Below are 17,477 nucleotides of genomic sequence, written 5' to 3' on the forward strand. Positions count from 1 at the left end.
TTCCTCGCTCAGTTATCGTGAGCGACGATCACTTGTGGACCGTGGCCAAGTTCTGGAACCTTGTGCAGTTCTTTGCCAGTCTCAGCGTCGAGGATGTAGAGGGTTTTTTCCCCGGTCGAGAGCGCATAGAGCTGAGGCTTGTCGTCCTGGCTTACAGCGATCGAATCGATGTCTCGACCAAGTTCGATTTTGCGAATGCGCTTGCCTGTCTTCGCGTCGTGGACAAACACGAACTGGCTAGAATACTTGTGCGTCCACTTCGCCCGCTGGTCGGCAAGCAGATAGACTTGCCCGGAGTTACGATGATAAGCGACAGGCAACCACCCGCCCGTACGCCAGTTGTCGGCCTTTTCCTCGTCCGAAAAAACATCAAAATGTTTTCCGAACTTTGCCTCACCCGAAGAGACGTCGATCATGAAGATCTTGCCTTCGTAAGTCGGCCAGGCAATCTGTCCCGCCTTCATGGAAAAGGCCGGCGTGTTGATCAGATATTCGCTCTCGCTGTGGAAGGCCTCTGTTTGCTTAACGTCAACCTTGCCATCCTTGTCGAAGGTGATCTTCGCCATGCTGCCATTGCGGCAATGCATGAAGAACGTATCGTTTGACGTCGGGAAGATGTGATAGCAATCCGGCACGTCAAGCATGCGGACGAACTTCTTGTTCTCGATGTCGACGAGACCGACCTGTGGCGACGGCGTGAATTGATAGAAGAGCAGCGACTTGTTGTCCGGCGTAACTGTCGTCATCCACGGATACGTACCGACGAGAAACCGGCTTTCCGGAATATCGATGTCAGCGATTACGTCGTGCGTCTTCGCGTCGTAAACCTCGATGTAGTCATCCCGCTTGCCGTGCGAAACGCGCGAGTAAACAGTACTGGCAAGCCCGAAATAGCTGCCATCCGTTGCAGCGAAAGGATTGGCTAGAAAGCCACCGTCAGTGATACTGAGAACCTTGCCTTCATTGCCGTCAATGGTGAACGTCTGGGTCGCAACCGCGAAGTGAGCGGGATCCGTGATATAAATGCGGCGTGAATCCGGGGTGGAAGCACTTAGGATCTGCGGGTCGTCCTCGAGTTGAGACGTCGCTTTTTCATCAAGGTGCTTAGGAACTTCGGCTCCGGACGGGCCCTGCTGCGCATAGGCTGCACCAGCGACCAAGAGGCTGAGACTCGCCACACCGCCCAAAAGGGCCGCGCGATACTTTGCCAATAATTCCGGTGTAGAGTGGACGTGCGTCATTGTTTCCTCCATGAGGCCACGATTGTTCTGGTTGCGTTGAAGGGCGGAAGGCTTAGGCGAGGTACATCGCCAGGATCGCCGCGCCAGAGCCGACCAACAGTGCGCCATCAAAGGTCGCAGCTGCCTCCTGCCTGCGGGCAAGCCATGCAGTGACCGATCGATCCGTAACGGGAAGCAGATTGATTAGCATTGGTAGAAAGCGACCAAGATTGAAGATCGCAAACAATGCGATTGCCGTTGTCACGTTTCCGCTTAAAGCCGCAAGAGCGGTCACGAGATAAAGGATAGGCGTCTGGACATACGTCAGGTAGTTGAGCCCCAAAGATACGCCGTAGAGCAATCCAATCGCTTCAATCGGAAACCGCTGACGCGCATCATGCGGAACTTGCGCACGGCGCTGCGGATAAGGCACACGCAGAAATCCGAATTGGTGCGCGCCGTAAAGCACAGCAACAACCGCAAGAACAACAGCTCCAGTCGTTACGTAGTTATCAAGGCCTAGCACGTAGCCGATGCCAGCCAAGACACCACCAAGCACAACAGCACCAAATGCATAACCCAAACCATGCAGGACAAGCGTCGGCACATAACCAACAACAGACCGCAACGAGTATTCATGACCTCGCGGCCGCAACAAGGTGAGACTGGAATAGCCGCAAGGTGACCACGTAGACAGCAGACCACCCATCAGGGCCACACCCGCAACAAGCCAGATTGCAATCTGTGTTTCCGGGAAAAAGTGAGAACCGCCCAGACCGACAGCGACACCAATCGCAGCGCTGAGAGCCATAAGAACGGCGCGTGAGCTGCGCGACTGCGGTGCTGCGAACGAGACGCAATCAGGAACACCTTCTGTAGCAACAGCAGATGCTTGTGCCTCTTTGGAAAGAGATGCGTAGGTGGACATGGCGTGCCCCCTTTAGATGTTTCCTACCAATGACTGCAGTTTCCCTACAGTTCACTGGCCGCGACTATAAGCATCAGTCAGAGGAAACTTCAAGCACCCACAGGAAAATTAATACATAAAAATGATGCATAAAAATGCAACTCGCTCAAGAAATAGGCATTCTGCGCACAAGGATTGATCGGGAGTTACTGGGGGAGATCTGCGCATTTTATCCTGCCATGAGCACCTTTCCCACGCTCATGTAGTCAAAGGTTTCTGCGGGAACGCAAGGCAGCAAGACCATTGAATCCGACGACTGACATCGCCCAAAATCAGTGGATCGACCCTGCACGCACTTACCGACGTCATCCGCGCGTTATTTCACTTCGGCGAGGGTATGCCGATAAAACGTCCTCTTTGTAGCAAGAGCCAACACCACATCGGATCACGCGCAACATCCAATGGCGGAGTCATAGTTGGCAGTTGGCCTAAATATGTTCGACGAGGATGATCCGATAGCGGCTTCGGCAGTGACAATTTTGAATCTCATTCAGGTAGCGCAAGAGTGGGAGTGAGGTTCTGATCCGTTAGAATATACTGAGCCCTGAGCTTCTACTGACTTTGCTCTGAAACGAGGCCACATGGCGTTAGAGATCGAGCGCAAGTATCGCGTTGCAAACGAAGAGTGGAAACCACTTGCCTCGGCAAAGAAACACATTCGCCAAGCCTACCTAGCCGACACGGAACAAATCTCACTGCGTGTACGCATCAAGGATGCCACGACGGCGACGTTGACGATCAAAACCGCCACACCAGGGCATACACGCCAGGAATTCGAATATCCCATTCCGCTTGCTGATGCCGAGGAACTTCTGCAAGCGCGGACAGGATCAGTCGTTGTCAAAACCCGACACATTGTACCTGCAGGAAATCTTGCCTGGGAAATCGATGTGTTCGAAGGAGAGAATGCTGGCCTCGTGCTGGCCGAGATAGAGCTGGAACACGCCGACCAGCCATTTGAGCATCCCGCTTGGCTAGGTGAAGAAGTGACCTTCGATCGGCGGTTCTATAATTCTGAACTCGCCCGGGTTCCATTTTCACAATGGTCCTGACAAGCGCTCCTTACCCGTACCGTTATTAGGAACTCGTTCTTCACCAAGAACGCCGTGTCTCCAAACTAATCGATCCAGAGGCCACGCTGCTTGTGCCACGCCTCGATGGAAAGCTCTGAGTACTCTTCGAAACAGTCATCCTCCGGCCCGACATCCGGCACAACCCAGCTCGTTCTGTAACGCAGCATCAAATGTACTTTGGCAGGTGGAACCGGCAAATCAGTGTCAATGGCCGAAGCGAATGGATGCACCAGATCCGGCCAGCTTGGATCAGAAATCCAGAGTGCACTTGCACAACGCGCGCAATAATGCCGTTCACCCGTAGACACATTACAGTGTCCGGCCTCGTCACGTATCTCTGCATGATAGACGCGTAAGGTGCGCTTGCCTGTCACCTGCAGGGTTGCCGCATCACCCATGATGTTGATGGCGAAACCACCGCCACCCGCAGTCTTGCGGCAGATAGAGCAATAACAAAGCTGATAGGGATAGGGCGTATGACTCGCGACTGTGAAATGCACAGCGCGGCAGTGACAGGAGCCGTCCAATTGCATCGGCATGGCCATCTCCATAGTCCAGTCAAAAGCTGGAGCATACGCGATACGATGTCAACGCGATCACCGATCCCATTCGCGTGAGCAAAATGCGATCGCCGTTGCAGCCGTACTCATTGGAGCACGCCAATGATCTCTGAGGTCGTGCCAGCGAGACATCATCGTAGTGTCGCCGTCGTGGCCACGCCGAATTGGAGGAGCCAAGCCACGCAGGCGGACGTTTCTTCCACGCCGCCTTCCAGTAAGGCCGGTAATCCTCAGCCTCTCCAACACTGAGATAAACAAGCACGACACGACGTCCACCATCCGGTTTGACTTTTAGCTTTCTACGTCGTGCGCATTCGCCACCACAAATCCGGGGTCACCCAGAGCATGATCCACAACGATAAGATCGAGTGAGGAACTCGTGATCTTATCGATGTCTGTGTTTTGAAACTGCCCCCCCAAAAGCGCACGCTGTTCAAAAGGCCTCGCCGCCTCCCGAGCCCTCCGAGGGTTCATGAAAAAATTTCAATATCACCCGCCTATGTCGCGGTCAGGCCCCACCAAGACTATGAACAAAGTCTTATCGCGGAGAAGTTTCAGTTCACACCCTCTTAGCAATTATGATTAACGCCATAATCGAGAGCCATTTTCTATAGCGCAGCACGCAACAATAAGAAGCGTCTATTGGGTTTGCACTCGTGGAGTTATGCAGATTCGCATGCGCGATATTTCGCTAAAAAAACTTGCTCGAACAAGCCCGCCAAGAACAATCTCCAACGCACATCATTCAATCGGCAAATTAATCCCGCTGACACGCGTTATTAGACAATTCTCGACGTCCAGCGTCAGCCTCCCCTCGCGAGGCAAACCGTGCGAGCTCTCAACAGGAGAGCAGAAGAAAGAGACAAGTTAATCAATAGTTTTTGGATTAATTTTGCGGTTGCATACGAAGTAGACTGCCGATAGCATCCGCCTGTCACGACGGGTGGCTGAGGGACTTGTTTAAAGGAGCAAGTCCATGACAGCCGGGGTGGTTATTTTCCGAAGGCAGAGCGTTGCCTTCAGTACGTTTTTTTTAAATTGTTTTTTTAGATGGGTCGCACGCGACAATCTAAAACTCCAGAACCTCGGCATATTTTATACTTCTCCTCACAACTCCGACAAATCTTGCCGGAAGAAGCTCGCGCTTCACGCGTATAAAAGTGCACTTTTATCAGCATCAATAGCGCTAGCGTTTCTAGCCGCTCCGGGGACCGTCAGGTCCGAACCATCGCAATGCTCTGTGCGACCCACCAATACGTCATCGCAAGACGATGCCGCGCCTGAAATGGAGTTCATTCCCGGTGGCGCATTTCAAATGGGATCCGATCGGTTTCGTCCTGAAGAGCGATACGCGCATAGCGTTCGGATAGATAGCTTTTGGATTGATCGCCACGAAGTGACGAATGCGCAGTTCCGCAAATTCGTACAAGCCACGGGCTATGTCACGCGGGCGGAGCGCGGAGCAGATTCAAAGACGCATCCCGACTTGTCGGCTGAGGTCCTCGTGCCAGGCTCCGTGGTCTTCATCAGCCCAGCGAACTTAACGCGCGGCGGGAACCTTACACAGTGGTGGCAATACGTTCCCGGTGCTGATTGGAGACATCCAACGGGTCCCGGCAGCTCCATCGACGACAAGGACGATCATCCCGTTGTCCACGTTGCTTATGAGGACGCCGAAGCCTACGCGCAGTGGCTAGGCCACAGCCTGCCTACTGAAGCGCAATGGGAATTTGCAGCGCTCGGTGGACGGGGATCGGACGAGGACTGGACAAAGCCCTATGATGCGGAAGGAAAGCCATCCGCTAATACTTGGCAAGGCGTCTTCCCAATCGTGAATACCAATGACGATGGATACGAAGGCACTGCGCCCGTCGGAAGCTTCAAACCGAACGGCTATGGCCTGTACGACATGCTCGGCAACGTTTGGGAATGGACCAACGACTGGTACCGCCCAGGCCATATTCGCGAACCGGTCATTAATCCTTCCGGGCCCTCTTTCAATCTCATCCGCCTAGCACCCAACGAATTTCCCCGACGTGTGATCAAGGGTGGCTCTTACTTATGCGCGGTCAACTACTGCGCCCGCTACCGCCCCACCGCACGCCAGCCCCAGGAAGCAGATCTCAGTGCCGCCCATCTCGGTTTCAGGACGGTACTCAATTGCCCCTCAAACAAGAACGACAACTGAAGAGAGTTTCATCAAGCGAACATAGTGGTTTTTTGCGTTCAGGAGGAAGTGAGAATGAAGCCTAGTTTGTCCCGCTGTGTCGCCGCGTTGTTTGCGGTAGCATTTCTCGTCCCAGCCAGCCTTTCGTCCGGCGCACACGCCCAAGACAAAAAACCAAACATCCTGTTCATCGTGTCGGATGACACGGGTTATGGCGATCTCGGTCCCTACGGTGGCGGTGAGGGAAGAGGCATGCCCACCCCGAATATCGACCGCCTGGCCAACGAAGGAATGACCTTCTTCTCGTTCTACGCGCAGCCAAGCTGCACGCCCGGCCGCGCAGCGATGCAGACGGGCCGGATCCCGAACCGCAGCGGCATGACAACCGTGGCATTTCAAGGGCAGGGCGGCGGCCTGCCGGCTGCAGAGTGGACACTCGCCTCCGTCCTGAAGGAAGGCGGCTACAAAACCTATTTCACCGGCAAGTGGCACCTGGGCGAAGCGGACTATGCCCTGCCGAACGCCCAAGGCTATGACGTTATGAAATACGTCGGCCTGTATCATCTTAACGCGTACACCTATGCCGACCCGACGTGGTTCCCAGACATGGATCCGGAGCTTCGCAAGATGTTCCAGGAAGTCACCAAGGGTTCGCTTTCCGGCAAAGCGGGAGAGCCAGCAAAGGAAGATTTTAAGATCAACGGCCAGTATGTCGATACGCCGGAAAAGGGCGTCGTCGGCATCCCTTACTTCGACGGCTACGTAGAGAAGGCAGCATTAGAGTTCCTCGAGGACGCATCGAAGTCAGACGCCCCCTTCTTTATCAACGTCAACTTCATGAAGGTGCACCAACCAAACATGCCCGCACCGGAGTTCGAGCATAAGTCACTCTCGAAGTCGAAATATGCCGACAGCGTTGTGGAGCTAGATACGCGCATCGGCCGCATCATGGACAAACTCCGCGAACTCGGTCTCGATAAGAATACTCTGGTCTTCTACACCACGGACAACGGCGCGTGGCAGGACGTTTACCCAGACGCTGGCTACACGCCGTTCCGCGGCACGAAGGGTACAGTCCGCGAAGGCGGGAACCGCGTTCCGGCCTTCGCTTGGATGCCCGGCAAGATCGCGGCCAACTCAAAGAACCACGACATCGTTGGCGGCCTAGATCTCATGGCGACCTTCGCCAAGGTCGCAGATGTAAAGCTCCCGGAAAAAGACCGCGATGACCAGCCGATCATCTTCGACAGCTACGACATGTCGCCTGTCCTCTTCGGCACGGGCAAGTCCGAGCGCAAGTCCTGGTTCTACTTCACTGAAAATGAGCTGAGCCCGGGCGCCGCCCGTGTCGGGAACTACAAGGCCGTGTTCAACCTGCGCGGTGACGACGGCGCCTCGACCGGCGGTCTCGCGGTCGACAGCAACCTCGGCTGGAAAGGTCCAGATAAGTATGTCGCAACCGTTCCACAGGTCTTCGATCTCTGGGCGGACCCCCAGGAGCGCTACGACATCTTCATGAACAATTATACGGAGCGCACCTGGACGTTGGTGACGATCAACGAGGCCGTCGCGGACAAAATGAAAAGCTACGTGAAGTATCCGCCGCGCAAGTTACAGAGCGAAGTCTATACCGGCCCGATAACGCTCACTCAGTACCAAAGGCTGCAGAGTGTGCGGGATCAACTCGCCAAAGAGGGCTTCAAGTTGCCACTACCAACGGGCAACTAACTGCACGCATTTGGCCGCTGAAAAGTCTAGCAGCGGCCACTCATTTCTCGCGAACGTAGTCAGTAGCTGGCCAATGCCGATCCCAATTCATAGGCGCTGCAGGAGACGCAAAATGAGTTCGAGCACATTTGCTAAGAAGACAAAAATCGCCGCTATTCTTGCTGCTGCTATTTGCTTCGCTCCGGCTCAGTTGCATGCCGATATGGCGACGCTTGCCTCCTGGAACGATGGTCCGGCAAAGACGGCCATAACTGAGTTCGTCGAAAAGGTAACGAAGGAAGGTGGCCCGGACTACGTGGCCCCCGATGAGCGCATCGCTGTCTTTGACAACGACGGAACGCTTTGGGCCGAGCAACCCATGTATGTCCAGCTCGCTTTTGCCCTCGATCGCGTGAAGGCGTTGTCGAACCAGCATCCAGAGTGGAAGGACAAACAGCCTTTCAAGGCCGTCCTAGAAAACGATATTCAAGCCCTCGCCAACTCGGGTGAAAAGGGCTTGATGGAACTTTTGATGGCGACTCATGCCGGCATGAGCACTGAGGACTTCGAGAAGATCGCGACTGACTGGATCGAAACCGCCAGACATCCCAAGACGGGTAAACCGTATACCGAAATGGTCTACCAACCGATGCTGGAACTGCTGACCTATCTGCGAGACAATGGCTTCAAAACATTCATCGTCTCCGGTGGCGGCATTGAGTTCATGCGGCCATGGACGGAGGGCATCTACGGCATACCTCCGGAGCAGGTCGTCGGCTCAAGCATCAAGACAAAATATGAGGTTAAAGACGGCAAGCCGACGCTAATGCGCCTGCCCGAAATTGACCTGGTCGACGACAAGGCAGGCAAACCCGTCGGCATCAATTCCCATATCGGCCACCGCCCGATCGCCGCTTTTGGAAACTCCGACGGCGACTTCCAAATGCTCGAATGGACCACCACAGGAAACGGCGCTCGGTTCGGCCTCCTCGTCCATCACGACGATGCGGAGCGCGAGTGGGCCTACGATCGCAAGTCCCACTTCGGCAAGCTGGACAAGGGTCTGGATGAAGGGCCGAAACGCGGCTGGATCATCAACAGTATGAAATCCGACTGGAAATGCATTTTTCCATACGCATGCGAGCAAGCCGCAGCGGATAAGTAAAAAACCCCCGAGAACACAGCTTGAGGGAACGGCCCCGTCAGCCACGTAACCGCCGTGCCTGAGCTTCACCGAAACCATGCATGCCGGACTTCCACTGCAGAGCGACCACAAAGCCTTTCACGGGCTGCAGCATCGCGAGCGAGAGAACCAACGTTAACGGCACCCATATAGCTAAATGCCATGCGAAGGACAGGTTGTATTCACTGTCCGCGAACATGACGAGCGCAATCACAATGTGCCCCACGATGACCATGACCAAGTAGGCTGGTAAATCGTCGGCGCGATGATGGTAAAGTGCTTCACCGCAATTCGGGCAGTGGTCATTCACTTTCAAAAACGAAGCGAATAGCTTGCCCTCGCCACAGTTTGGACAACGGCACTTAGAGCCCCGAGCAAGCGCCAGTTTCGTATCTGGTCCGGTTTCTGTCGGCATGGGCCGTCCCCTCATCTGCATCATCAGATTGCGCTACGAGCATTCATGCCGTACGTAGACAGTCAAAACCATACAATCAACAAACAAAAGAGATAATTGTATGGATTGGGTGCCTACACTTAATGACCGTCCAGGCCCAGCCTATCTACGCATCGTGGAGGCTCTCACCGAAGACATTGCGAGCGGAAGGTTGCGGCGCGGCCAACATCTGCCGACCCACCGCGAGCTCGCGCGGAACCTCGGCCTCGACCTGACAACTGTCACACGCGCCTACGCGGAAGCCAAAAAGCGAGGCCTGACAATTGCTCGTGTCGGACAGGGCACTTTCGTTGCGGAAAGCCGCCTCCAAGCAACACCGGAACCAATAATACCTGCCTTCGACCTCTCCATGAACCTGCCACCTCAACCCGCGGACGCTGACATAGAGGGGCGGATCACCCGCGGTATCGGCGCGATTCAACGCGAAGGCGCACTCGCCGCCTGCCTCAACTATCTTGAGCCCGGCGGGAGCAACGACGAGCGCGAACGCGTAGCGACGTGGCTAAGACCGCGCCTCCCCGAAGCCGATGTGGATCGGGTCCTGATTACACCAGGAACGCAAAACGCGTTGCTGTCCATCCTGCTGACGCTGACCTCTCCGGGAGATGTGATCCTGACAGAGCCATTGACCTATCCTGGCCTCAAAGCCGCCGCAGCAATCGCTCGGCTTAACCTCGTTGGGGTCGCCACCGATACCCACGGGCCGTTGCCTGATGCGCTAGAGACCGCCATCCAAAATCATCGGCCGAAAGCTCTCTACCTCGTTCCGACCATCCACAATCCAACGACCGTCACCATCCCACTACGCCGCCGCAAGGCCATTGCCGACATGCTTGATCGCAACGGCATCCCCTTAATAGAGGACGACGCATACGGCTTGCTCGATCCCACCGCCGTTCCCTTCGCGGCTTTACTACCGCACCTCACATTTGCAGCAGTCAGCTTGTCGAAATGTGTTTCCCCCGGGCTGCGTCTTTCATTCGTGCAAGTGCCGGACGCCGAAATGGCAACACGCATTTCCGAAGGCGTACGCGCCAGCGCCCAAATGACGACCGGGCTAATGCTCGCGCTCACCCTGCGTTGGATTGAGGATCGAAGTATCGACGCCATCATCGCAGCGATCCGCGATGAAGCCGCCGAACGACAGAAGCTGGCCGCTAAGGCACTAGCTGGCCACACGTACAAATCTCATCCGCAAGGACATCATATATGGCTTCAGCTGCCACGTCCGTGGACCAGGTTCGACTTCGCAGCCCACGTTCACCGTTTAGGCATCGGCGTGGTCACAAGCGATGTCTTTGCCGTAACCGAACCTGTCCCCAACGCGATCCGCGTGGCGCTTGGAGCAGCGAAAAGCCGCCAGGAATTGTTTTCCGCCCTGGACGTACTAGCGGCCTCCCTACGCTCTGGTGCCGGCAACAGGATTGTTTAAGTTGAAAGTCCAGCAAGATCGGTAAACACAAGCACATACCCCTTTTCCCTATTTGTGTTGTCGACGCGGCTCGGCAAGCGACGGCATCAACTCCAAGAAGGCTTCCCCGATCTTGCTGCGATACCGCTCCTTGTGCCGAAGCACATGAAATTCGCGCTCGGGAAGAGAAAACCGAACATGATGCAACAGCCCCACTTCAAGACTTGGAGCGGCCACCGTTGCTGAAATCGCGGTAGCACCGAGACCTGCCTCGACAGCCGCACGAACGGCTTCGTTAGAAGGAAGCTCCATCGCGATCGGAAGACTAGCGAGATCGACTCCCAACTGAGCAAGCGCATGCTCGAAAGCCGATCGGGTACCCGAGCCGCTCTCGCGAAGTACCCAATCGCTTTTAGACAAGTGCTTCGGCGTTATACGGCGTCCCTCAGCCCATGGGTGCTCCGGAGCGACGACAACAACCAACTGGTCACGCGCCACGGGAATGCTCTGGAAGTGAGCAATATCAACGACACCCTCAACAAAGCCTAGCTCTGCCTCACCTGTTTCAACGGCGTCCGCAACCTGCGCCGTATTGCCGATGGATAGGTGTACATCGATACGCGGATACTGCCTCCGGAAATTCGCGAAATAACGCGGAAGCCAATAACTCGCGATCGTCTGGCTCGCCTTCACGCGCAACGTCCCGCGTTCAAGCATCCCAAATTCGCTAAGAACGAACTCAGCGTGCTCAGTCTGGGCCAGAATACTCCGCGCCTCGGGCAAAAACGCACGCCCTGGCTCGGTCAGTTCGATCCGGCGACCTACCCGATCGAAGAGCTTCGTATGATAGCGCGCTTCCAAAGCACCGATCGCATGGCTGACAGCGGATTGCGAAAGATTGAGTGCTTCCGCAGCACGCGTGACGTGCTGACGCTCGGCAACCGCCACAAATATCCGCAACTGCTCAAATGTCATGGCCGCTGTGTCGCCTACCGTGTGGGGATGAGTATAACCCATCTCAATCAATCGAAATATTAGATCGATTTAAAAAATACTATGCATTGGACAGATTGGTCGTGTCCAGTCATCGAATACGGGGACAGGAGCTATTCGATGATGAAAACAATCACGACACGGTCTGCGCCCCTTCACGCCAACGCAATCAACACCACGCAACCACCGGGCAGAACGGCCTTCCAACCTTACAGGAAATTCGGCATCTGGCCCGGCATAGCCCTCGTTTCTGCGATTGCCGGACTAGCCATTCTTCTCAGGCAAGTTCCCGGTCTCGGCATATTCAGTCCGATGATCCTCTCTATCCTTATCGGGATGGCTTTTCACAACATCATCGGCACACCGAGGGCGGCAAAGGCAGGCGTGACATTCGCACTGCGCAGGATCTTACGTCTCGGCGTCATCCTGCTCGGACTACAGCTGACCGCGTGGCAGATCGCATCTGTGGGCATCACGGGTTTCCTGATCATTACCGTAACACTGGTCGCCACATTCGCGTTTACCATCTGGTTTGGGCGCATAATTGGCGTGGATCGCAAACTGGCGGAATTGATAGCCGCAGGTACGTCCATTTGTGGGGCCTCCGCCGTACTTGCGACCAACACGGTGACGGCAGCCCGCGATGAAGATGTGGCTTATGCGGTCGCGTCGGTGACAATATTCGGCTCAATCGCCATGCTTCTTTATCCGTTAACCCCAGCCTTCCTGGGGCTGTCAGCACACGACTTCGGCCTGTGGACGGGCGCTTCAATTCACGAGGTCGCGCAAGTCGTTGCCGCGGCCTTTCAACATGGGCAGGAAGCCGGTGAGTTCGGCACCATTGCGAAACTCTCGCGGGTCATTTTGCTTGCCCCCCTCGTCGTGACGCTCGGGCTACTCATGGCGAGACGTGCGCGAACCATCAGGGAGGACTCCCCGGATCAGACCACGCCCGTCCCTTGGTTTGTTTTCGGCTTTCTCGCGATGGTGGTCCTCAACAGCGCGGTCGCAATCCCTGAAGAAATCAAAGCTGTCAGTCCACTCATCACAACATTTCTGCTATCCATCGCTCTCGCCGCAATGGGGCTTGAAACAGACCTGTCTAAGCTGCGCGAAAAAGGAATACGGCCATTTATTCTCGGGCTGGCGGCATCGCTCTTTATCGCCGCTCTCAGTCTGATACTCGTGAAGCTGTTCGCTTGAATACGACCGGAGACACGCCCATGGTCCGACGCGATGAAGTAAGAAACGGCGAGAAGACCGTCACGATGCCAGAGACACCCGATGCCGGCGTGGTCTTCATCGGCCGGATCCACACACCATGGACCGACCGCCTTACCTGCCCGCGATTGGGCCGAATGGACGGACCCATTTGCCGGATAGAGATCTTCGAACCTTGGGTCGATGCACTCAAAGGCATCGACGAGTACGAAAGGCTGGAGGTCCTTTACTGGCTCCACCAGTCCCGCCGCGATCTCATACTGCAAAGTCCAAAGAATGACGGCATCGCACGCGGCGCGTTCAGCCTGCGCTCACCCGTGCGCCCCAACCCGATCGGAACGCAGAACGTCAAATTAGTTCGGATCGAAGGACCGAACGTTTTTGTCCAAAGCCTCGACTGCCTGGACGGCACCCCATTGCTCGATCTCAAACCGGATCGGGATCTGTTTACACCGATCGCCCCGCGCCAAACTGGAGACGATGAAACTCGGAACGCGGCCTCCGGAGATGAACGCTAGGCCCCGTGGCAATAACAAACCTTTTGAAGTTGTGATGACGGCGCGTAGTCCTCAATCCACATCAGCGGCATGCCAACCCTCGCCGGGATCGTACTCTTTCATCTCAGCCACAAGCATGCGCGACTCTGGCCCCAAGTCTTGTTCGTAGACTGTCCCATCCTGGTTGACGATGAAGGACATAATGCCGGAATTGCCGTATTCAGCTGGTGCCGCTGCGAGCCCAAACCCGCCGATCATTCGACCATTCACAACGAAATCCCGCGCGCCTGACTTAGCCGCAGAGCCCTGTCCGTCAAGCATTTTAAAGACATACCCATGGTAAGGCACTGAGGCATCGTTCTGCTCAGTACCCCGCCGATATCCTTCAGCCCTCGCCTCCGCCACCAGGGGCCCCATTGGGCTCGTCACCTCGCCTTCCTGGGTTGGCCAAAAGAGTCCGTCTTTGTTGCCTGGCGTACTGAGAAATCGGCGTGCGTATTGCAGCCCATTCCCGTCTCGGTCCTGCGAGGCATATTCCATCTGCGCAGCCACATACGCGAGCATCACACGCATGGCAGCATGCTCGTTTTCCCCAATCCTGCGGTTCAGAATCTCATCTGCGCCAGCCTCGCTGTCGAAACGCCATGTGACACCTTCAGCGACCAGCGGGATAGGAAATGGATATTCTTCCTCGCCAATCAAAAGCACACTTCGAATTGGGTCGTCCTTACGCAGTCGGTGCGATTTGGCATAGGCCTTAAGAAATTTTTCGCGCATGGCTTCGTCATAGATCTGGTCACCAGACGAAATCAGCTGCTCCGATCCCGGACCAAGCACCCTTTCCAAGGCTTCGGTTCCCGATGATTGCGCTGCCCTAAAAAGGGCCGCCGCAGCCTCATCTGGACTCGCGAACATCATCTGACGGATTGCTCGATCCTCCGCCTGCGATGAAGAAATCGTACCGACACCGATCAGAAAACACGTTGTTACGGTGAAGAAAATCAGTGAAGGATATCTCGAACAGCTGCGATGGATGGGCATGACGACCTCTCACCCGATTTCAAGATATTGATGTTGAAACTAGCGGCGACGCCCATGTCCTCCGCCCCCGCGCCTCATTCCTCCTCCATGCCTGGACATTCCGGAACGGCTCGCTCTCCCACGACTAGCGTGCTTGGCAACATCGCGGCCACGTTTCATGTCGAAAGCATTCGATCTCCGCGGCCCAGATGAGGATCGTCTTGCAGATGGCTTGTGCCTCGTCTTTGACGATGGGCGCTTGTGTGGACTACCGCTCGGCCTTTTATGCGACGGCTTTTTCTTGGCGGTTTTATCGCTGACTTTGTCCTTCATCTTGCCCTTATTGGGGCGGTCTTTGTGGGCTCCAGCCTTGTCCTTAAGCTTGCCTTTGTCGATGTTGCCGACCCGGTCTTTGACCTTGGCCGCATCACCTTTGCTGATCTTATCATGAAGCTTTGCTGCCCCAGCTCCTGCTGCACCTGCCGCAAGCTTGTCGCGCACCCCTTCAACTGAATCACGGTCGTGGAACCCGCGAAAGTCCTTGCCGGCCTCCTTAAATCTATCGCCATTCTTGCCGAACTTCTCGCGGCTCGCGTGATCACGATAGGGCACAGGGCCGCGATGCCGCGGATTGTGAACCCAGGTATTTGACGTGATCTTCGGGTTATTGACGTTGATCCTGTTGTATCGATCGACGTCGATGTGAATGTTGCGGTGGCGCCAATCACAGTAACCCCATCCCCAAAGTGAGCGCGCGACGGCGTATCCGGTCCCCCAGAAGAAGCCCGAAACAAATGCTGACGTCGGATATCCCCCATACCAATAGTAGGGCGGATAGTCTGGATACCACCATGACCCGTACACAACCGCAGGCTCATAAATTGGAACGTAGACGACATCAGGACTCGTCTGCTGAATGATGATCTCACTGGATCCATCATCTTGCTTCCGGCTCACTTTCTGCTGCTCATTGCTCTTGAGCGAACCAGCATCCTCGGCCTTCATACGAAGCGCCTGGATCTGATTCATGACGTCATCTTCTTGGGCGAGGAACGCATCGCCAAGCTTCTGCGTCCATTCCAACTTCTCGCTCATCATCTGCAGCACGTCAGGAACGAGCGTAAGCGCTTTGACGCTCGGATCCCAATCCTTGGCATCCAGAGCCTTTGTGAGGTCCTCACCTTCAAGCTTCGCGTTCTCAGGATCTTTCCGCCATCGCGCAGCCTGTACGACTTCAAGCGGATAGGTTGATGCCATCAACACGTTGGACAGAAGGTCGTCGGGATAGAGCGCAATCGGAGCCAGCAGCTGCGCCAGTTCCTCCTTCTTGAACAGCGGCGCTTGATCAGCATCCTGAGCCTGCAGTGTTCGCGGCAACGTGCCTGCCAGCAAGATCACAGCCGCGGCAAGACACTTCATCAATTTATAGGCGCTCATGGATAAAATCCTCACCGCCTCTCATCGCTACTAGGACGTCATTTCGAATACCAGTTGAGTTAGAAGGCGCGCCGACGCCAAGCGAGCCAATGGATTGCCCTATACCTTGTGATCTTTTTTTCATATCGGCTTCTCCTACCCGGCAAAACATGCAGCGAGTAAATCCGAAAACAACGGATGGAGCCTGTTCAACATCGTCAACGATCTAAGTCGGATGCGCCGCGTTCCGTTCCAGGCCGAAACAGACGGAAAAATGAAATCGGCTGTCAACGGAAACGACGCTCCGCAGTCAGACTGCGGCAAATCTGGATGACATAAGAGAATGAATTGGAAGGCTGGTTAATCGGCGATGTAAAGCCGCTGCATAACACGCGTAAAAAGTCTTACCCGAACGAAGCAAGCCCCGGGACCGGGGCCGCTCGAAGTCGCCAGCGGGCGGCGCGACTGACGCGGCTCCCGGTCCCGGGGCTGGACCGGTTCGTAGGTTTGGGCGTCCGGTTTCGAAAAGCTGCAGCAAGCTTGGCTACATCGCGCAAGGAGCGAAGGGGTTTTTCTCCCCTTCGCTCGTGCAGTCCCCCGGGACTAAACAGTCCGTAAGGAAACCTTCCCCCGATTCCCTGCGGCGGTCACCGATGCTGGTGTATTGGAAGTCGCCTGTATACGTCATCCCCGATTTGGGGGAGGCCTTATGGGATGAGATTAAGCCGTATAGCCTGCGCCACAGCTTGCACACGGTTCCGTGCCCCAAGTTTCACTTGTACCTTCTTAAGATGGCTCCGGATTGTCTCTTCGCCGAGACCAAGGAGTTCGGCAATTTCCCTCATTTGGTGACCGAGCGACGCAAGCCGCAACACGGCAAGCTCACGCGCCGTCAACGCGGCCGCCGAACCGATGCGGTCGGTTTGGAGTCCTATAAGCTTCTGGAGGCGAATAGCAGCGAACGTCGCTCCCATGAAGATGATGGTGCGATCTTCCGGGGTGAACCGATTTGAAAGAACGTTACGCGACCAGTAGGTCACAGTCCAACGCCCGCCAACCGGGCACGTGAAATAATCACGCATACTGTACTTCATCGCGAGCTCGAAGGGCCACTGATCTACGCCCAATGGCTCGAGCATGCGCATCATTTCAGACATCGTGAACGGGGCAATGGAAAGCTGAGCCAGCGAAAGGCCAGGGCCTGGGTGCTTTTGCGTGCGTTCGAAATAGTCTTCCCACCAGCCCTCTGGCACACTTTTGTGCAAGAACACCGTCTTACCTTTTTCGACGCCGCTCCAATCGCACCAGCGTATTGGCATGAGGCCGGCCATAAGAACGTTCATCTTACACGCCTTGGCCGTCACGCCGTGCAGGTTATCCAGAACCTGATCAGGTGTTTCTAGCTCTTCAATGCTGGTAATAAACCGCAACATGTCAGAGCCGAGTTTTGAAACTTCCTTACTCACGGGCATTCGGCATTCGATAAACGCCTCCCGTCAGAATCACATTACCCACCGTCCCATAGCAAAGGACTTGTAGGCTCCTCCTCTCCCAAACAAAGAATAGCAGCAACCCGAAATCAAAGGGA

The 17,477-nt window shown here is 55.5% G+C and carries 15 protein-coding genes; 7 read left to right on the forward strand and 8 right to left on the reverse strand.

What is annotated here, in order from left to right; translation table 11 throughout:
* Positions 1-8: 8 nt before the first annotated feature.
* Together mauB and BLS30_RS09295 are read right to left on the reverse strand one after the other, a co-directional pair.
* Entirely contained in the window at positions 9-1,241 is a 1,233-nt protein-coding gene (gene mauB, locus BLS30_RS09290) for a methylamine dehydrogenase (amicyanin) large subunit (protein WP_090228244.1), read from the reverse strand.
* Between the two features lie 52 nt (positions 1,242-1,293).
* Positions 1,294-2,148 (reverse strand): sulfite exporter TauE/SafE family protein, encoded by an 855-nt coding sequence (locus tag BLS30_RS09295; RefSeq protein WP_090228247.1) that lies wholly within the window; start codon positions 2,146-2,148, stop codon positions 1,294-1,296.
* A 620-nt stretch (positions 2,149-2,768) separates the two neighbouring features.
* Between BLS30_RS09295 and BLS30_RS09300 the strand changes: the two genes are divergently transcribed.
* A complete protein-coding gene (locus BLS30_RS09300) occupies positions 2,769-3,239 on the forward strand; it encodes a CYTH domain-containing protein (protein ID WP_090228249.1) in 471 nt (156 codons plus the stop codon).
* Between the two features lie 65 nt (positions 3,240-3,304).
* Here the strand turns inward: BLS30_RS09300 and BLS30_RS09305 are convergent, their stop codons facing one another.
* Positions 3,305-3,799: a GFA family protein gene (locus tag BLS30_RS09305; RefSeq protein ID WP_090228252.1), complete on the reverse strand. Its 495-nt coding sequence runs from the start codon at positions 3,797-3,799 to the stop codon at positions 3,305-3,307.
* Positions 3,800-5,105: 1,306 nt separating this feature from the next.
* Here BLS30_RS09305 and BLS30_RS09315 point away from each other — a divergent pair.
* The 3 genes from BLS30_RS09315 to BLS30_RS09325 all read left to right on the forward strand — a co-directional run bounded on the left by BLS30_RS09315 (position 5,106) and on the right by BLS30_RS09325 (position 8,859).
* Complete coding sequence (locus BLS30_RS09315) at positions 5,106-6,008, forward strand: formylglycine-generating enzyme family protein (protein ID WP_090228257.1); 903 nt, start codon at positions 5,106-5,108, stop codon at positions 6,006-6,008.
* Positions 6,009-6,062: 54 nt separating this feature from the next.
* Entirely contained in the window at positions 6,063-7,715 is a 1,653-nt protein-coding gene (locus BLS30_RS09320; protein WP_076605353.1) for an arylsulfatase, read from the forward strand.
* Positions 7,716-7,827: 112 nt separating this feature from the next.
* Positions 7,828-8,859 carry an HAD family hydrolase gene (locus BLS30_RS09325; RefSeq protein WP_090228260.1) on the forward strand — a complete coding sequence of 344 codons (1,032 nt, stop codon included), beginning with the start codon at positions 7,828-7,830 and terminating at the stop codon, positions 8,857-8,859.
* A gap of 37 nt (positions 8,860-8,896) precedes the next feature.
* Here BLS30_RS09325 and BLS30_RS09330 read toward each other — a convergent pair whose 3' ends face one another.
* The gene (locus BLS30_RS09330; RefSeq protein WP_052744051.1) at positions 8,897-9,292 is read right to left on the reverse strand and encodes a DUF983 domain-containing protein; all 396 of its coding nucleotides are present in this window, start codon (positions 9,290-9,292) and stop codon (positions 8,897-8,899) included.
* Between the two features lie 100 nt (positions 9,293-9,392).
* Between BLS30_RS09330 and BLS30_RS09335 the strand changes: the two genes are divergently transcribed.
* The gene (locus tag BLS30_RS09335) at positions 9,393-10,763 is read left to right on the forward strand and encodes an aminotransferase-like domain-containing protein (RefSeq protein ID WP_046479404.1); all 1,371 of its coding nucleotides are present in this window, start codon (positions 9,393-9,395) and stop codon (positions 10,761-10,763) included.
* Between the two features lie 48 nt (positions 10,764-10,811).
* Here the strand turns inward: BLS30_RS09335 and BLS30_RS09340 are convergent, their stop codons facing one another.
* Positions 10,812-11,717 (reverse strand): LysR family transcriptional regulator, encoded by a 906-nt coding sequence (locus BLS30_RS09340; RefSeq protein ID WP_090228262.1) that lies wholly within the window; start codon positions 11,715-11,717, stop codon positions 10,812-10,814.
* Between the two features lie 138 nt (positions 11,718-11,855).
* Here BLS30_RS09340 and BLS30_RS09345 point away from each other — a divergent pair, with 138 nt between their 5' ends.
* Together BLS30_RS09345 and tsaA are read left to right on the forward strand one after the other, a co-directional pair.
* On the forward strand, positions 11,856-12,938 hold the full coding sequence (locus tag BLS30_RS09345; protein ID WP_090228265.1) for a YeiH family protein: 1,083 nt from the start codon (positions 11,856-11,858) through the stop codon (positions 12,936-12,938).
* A 20-nt stretch (positions 12,939-12,958) separates the two neighbouring features.
* Complete coding sequence (gene tsaA, locus BLS30_RS09350) at positions 12,959-13,474, forward strand: tRNA (N6-threonylcarbamoyladenosine(37)-N6)-methyltransferase TrmO (RefSeq protein WP_090228267.1); 516 nt, start codon at positions 12,959-12,961, stop codon at positions 13,472-13,474.
* A 51-nt stretch (positions 13,475-13,525) separates the two neighbouring features.
* Here tsaA and BLS30_RS09355 read toward each other — a convergent pair whose 3' ends face one another.
* The 3 genes from BLS30_RS09355 to BLS30_RS09365 form a co-directional block, all read right to left on the reverse strand.
* Complete coding sequence (locus BLS30_RS09355) at positions 13,526-14,494, reverse strand: DUF2950 domain-containing protein (protein ID WP_090228269.1); 969 nt, start codon at positions 14,492-14,494, stop codon at positions 13,526-13,528.
* A 39-nt stretch (positions 14,495-14,533) separates the two neighbouring features.
* Positions 14,534-15,910 (reverse strand): DUF3300 domain-containing protein, encoded by a 1,377-nt coding sequence (locus tag BLS30_RS09360; protein ID WP_244512403.1) that lies wholly within the window; start codon positions 15,908-15,910, stop codon positions 14,534-14,536.
* 686 nt (positions 15,911-16,596) lie between these two features.
* Entirely contained in the window at positions 16,597-17,361 is a 765-nt protein-coding gene (locus BLS30_RS09365) for a response regulator transcription factor (protein ID WP_076605352.1), read from the reverse strand.
* Positions 17,362-17,477: the final 116 nt, after the last annotated feature.

This window comes from Filomicrobium insigne (assembly GCF_900104305.1).
In the GTDB taxonomy this organism is placed as follows: Bacteria; Pseudomonadota; Alphaproteobacteria; order Rhizobiales; family Hyphomicrobiaceae; genus Filomicrobium; species Filomicrobium insigne.

Excerpts from the sequence above, each read along its gene's own strand:
- BLS30_RS09325 (WP_090228260.1), top strand. The coding sequence starts at position 7,828 with ATGAGTTCGAGCACATTTGCTAAGAAGACAAAAATCGCCGCTATTCTT.
- BLS30_RS09355 (WP_090228269.1), bottom strand. The coding sequence starts at position 14,494 with ATGCCCATCCATCGCAGCTGTTCGAGATATCCTTCACTGATTTTCTTC.
- BLS30_RS09330 (WP_052744051.1), bottom strand. The coding sequence starts at position 9,292 with ATGCCGACAGAAACCGGACCAGATACGAAACTGGCGCTTGCTCGGGGC.
- BLS30_RS09340 (WP_090228262.1), bottom strand. The coding sequence starts at position 11,717 with ATGACATTTGAGCAGTTGCGGATATTTGTGGCGGTTGCCGAGCGTCAG.
- BLS30_RS09360 (WP_244512403.1), bottom strand. The coding sequence starts at position 15,910 with ATGAGCGCCTATAAATTGATGAAGTGTCTTGCCGCGGCTGTGATCTTG.
- BLS30_RS09305 (WP_090228252.1), bottom strand. The coding sequence starts at position 3,799 with ATGCCGATGCAATTGGACGGCTCCTGTCACTGCCGCGCTGTGCATTTC.
- BLS30_RS09300 (WP_090228249.1), top strand. The coding sequence starts at position 2,769 with ATGGCGTTAGAGATCGAGCGCAAGTATCGCGTTGCAAACGAAGAGTGG.
- BLS30_RS09320 (WP_076605353.1), top strand. The coding sequence starts at position 6,063 with ATGAAGCCTAGTTTGTCCCGCTGTGTCGCCGCGTTGTTTGCGGTAGCA.
- BLS30_RS09345 (WP_090228265.1), top strand. The coding sequence starts at position 11,856 with ATGATGAAAACAATCACGACACGGTCTGCGCCCCTTCACGCCAACGCA.
- BLS30_RS09315 (WP_090228257.1), top strand. The coding sequence starts at position 5,106 with ATGGAGTTCATTCCCGGTGGCGCATTTCAAATGGGATCCGATCGGTTT.
- tsaA (WP_090228267.1), top strand. The coding sequence starts at position 12,959 with ATGGTCCGACGCGATGAAGTAAGAAACGGCGAGAAGACCGTCACGATG.
- BLS30_RS09365 (WP_076605352.1), bottom strand. The coding sequence starts at position 17,361 with ATGCCCGTGAGTAAGGAAGTTTCAAAACTCGGCTCTGACATGTTGCGG.
- mauB (WP_090228244.1), bottom strand. The coding sequence starts at position 1,241 with ATGACGCACGTCCACTCTACACCGGAATTATTGGCAAAGTATCGCGCG.
- BLS30_RS09335 (WP_046479404.1), top strand. The coding sequence starts at position 9,393 with ATGGATTGGGTGCCTACACTTAATGACCGTCCAGGCCCAGCCTATCTA.
- BLS30_RS09295 (WP_090228247.1), bottom strand. The coding sequence starts at position 2,148 with ATGTCCACCTACGCATCTCTTTCCAAAGAGGCACAAGCATCTGCTGTT.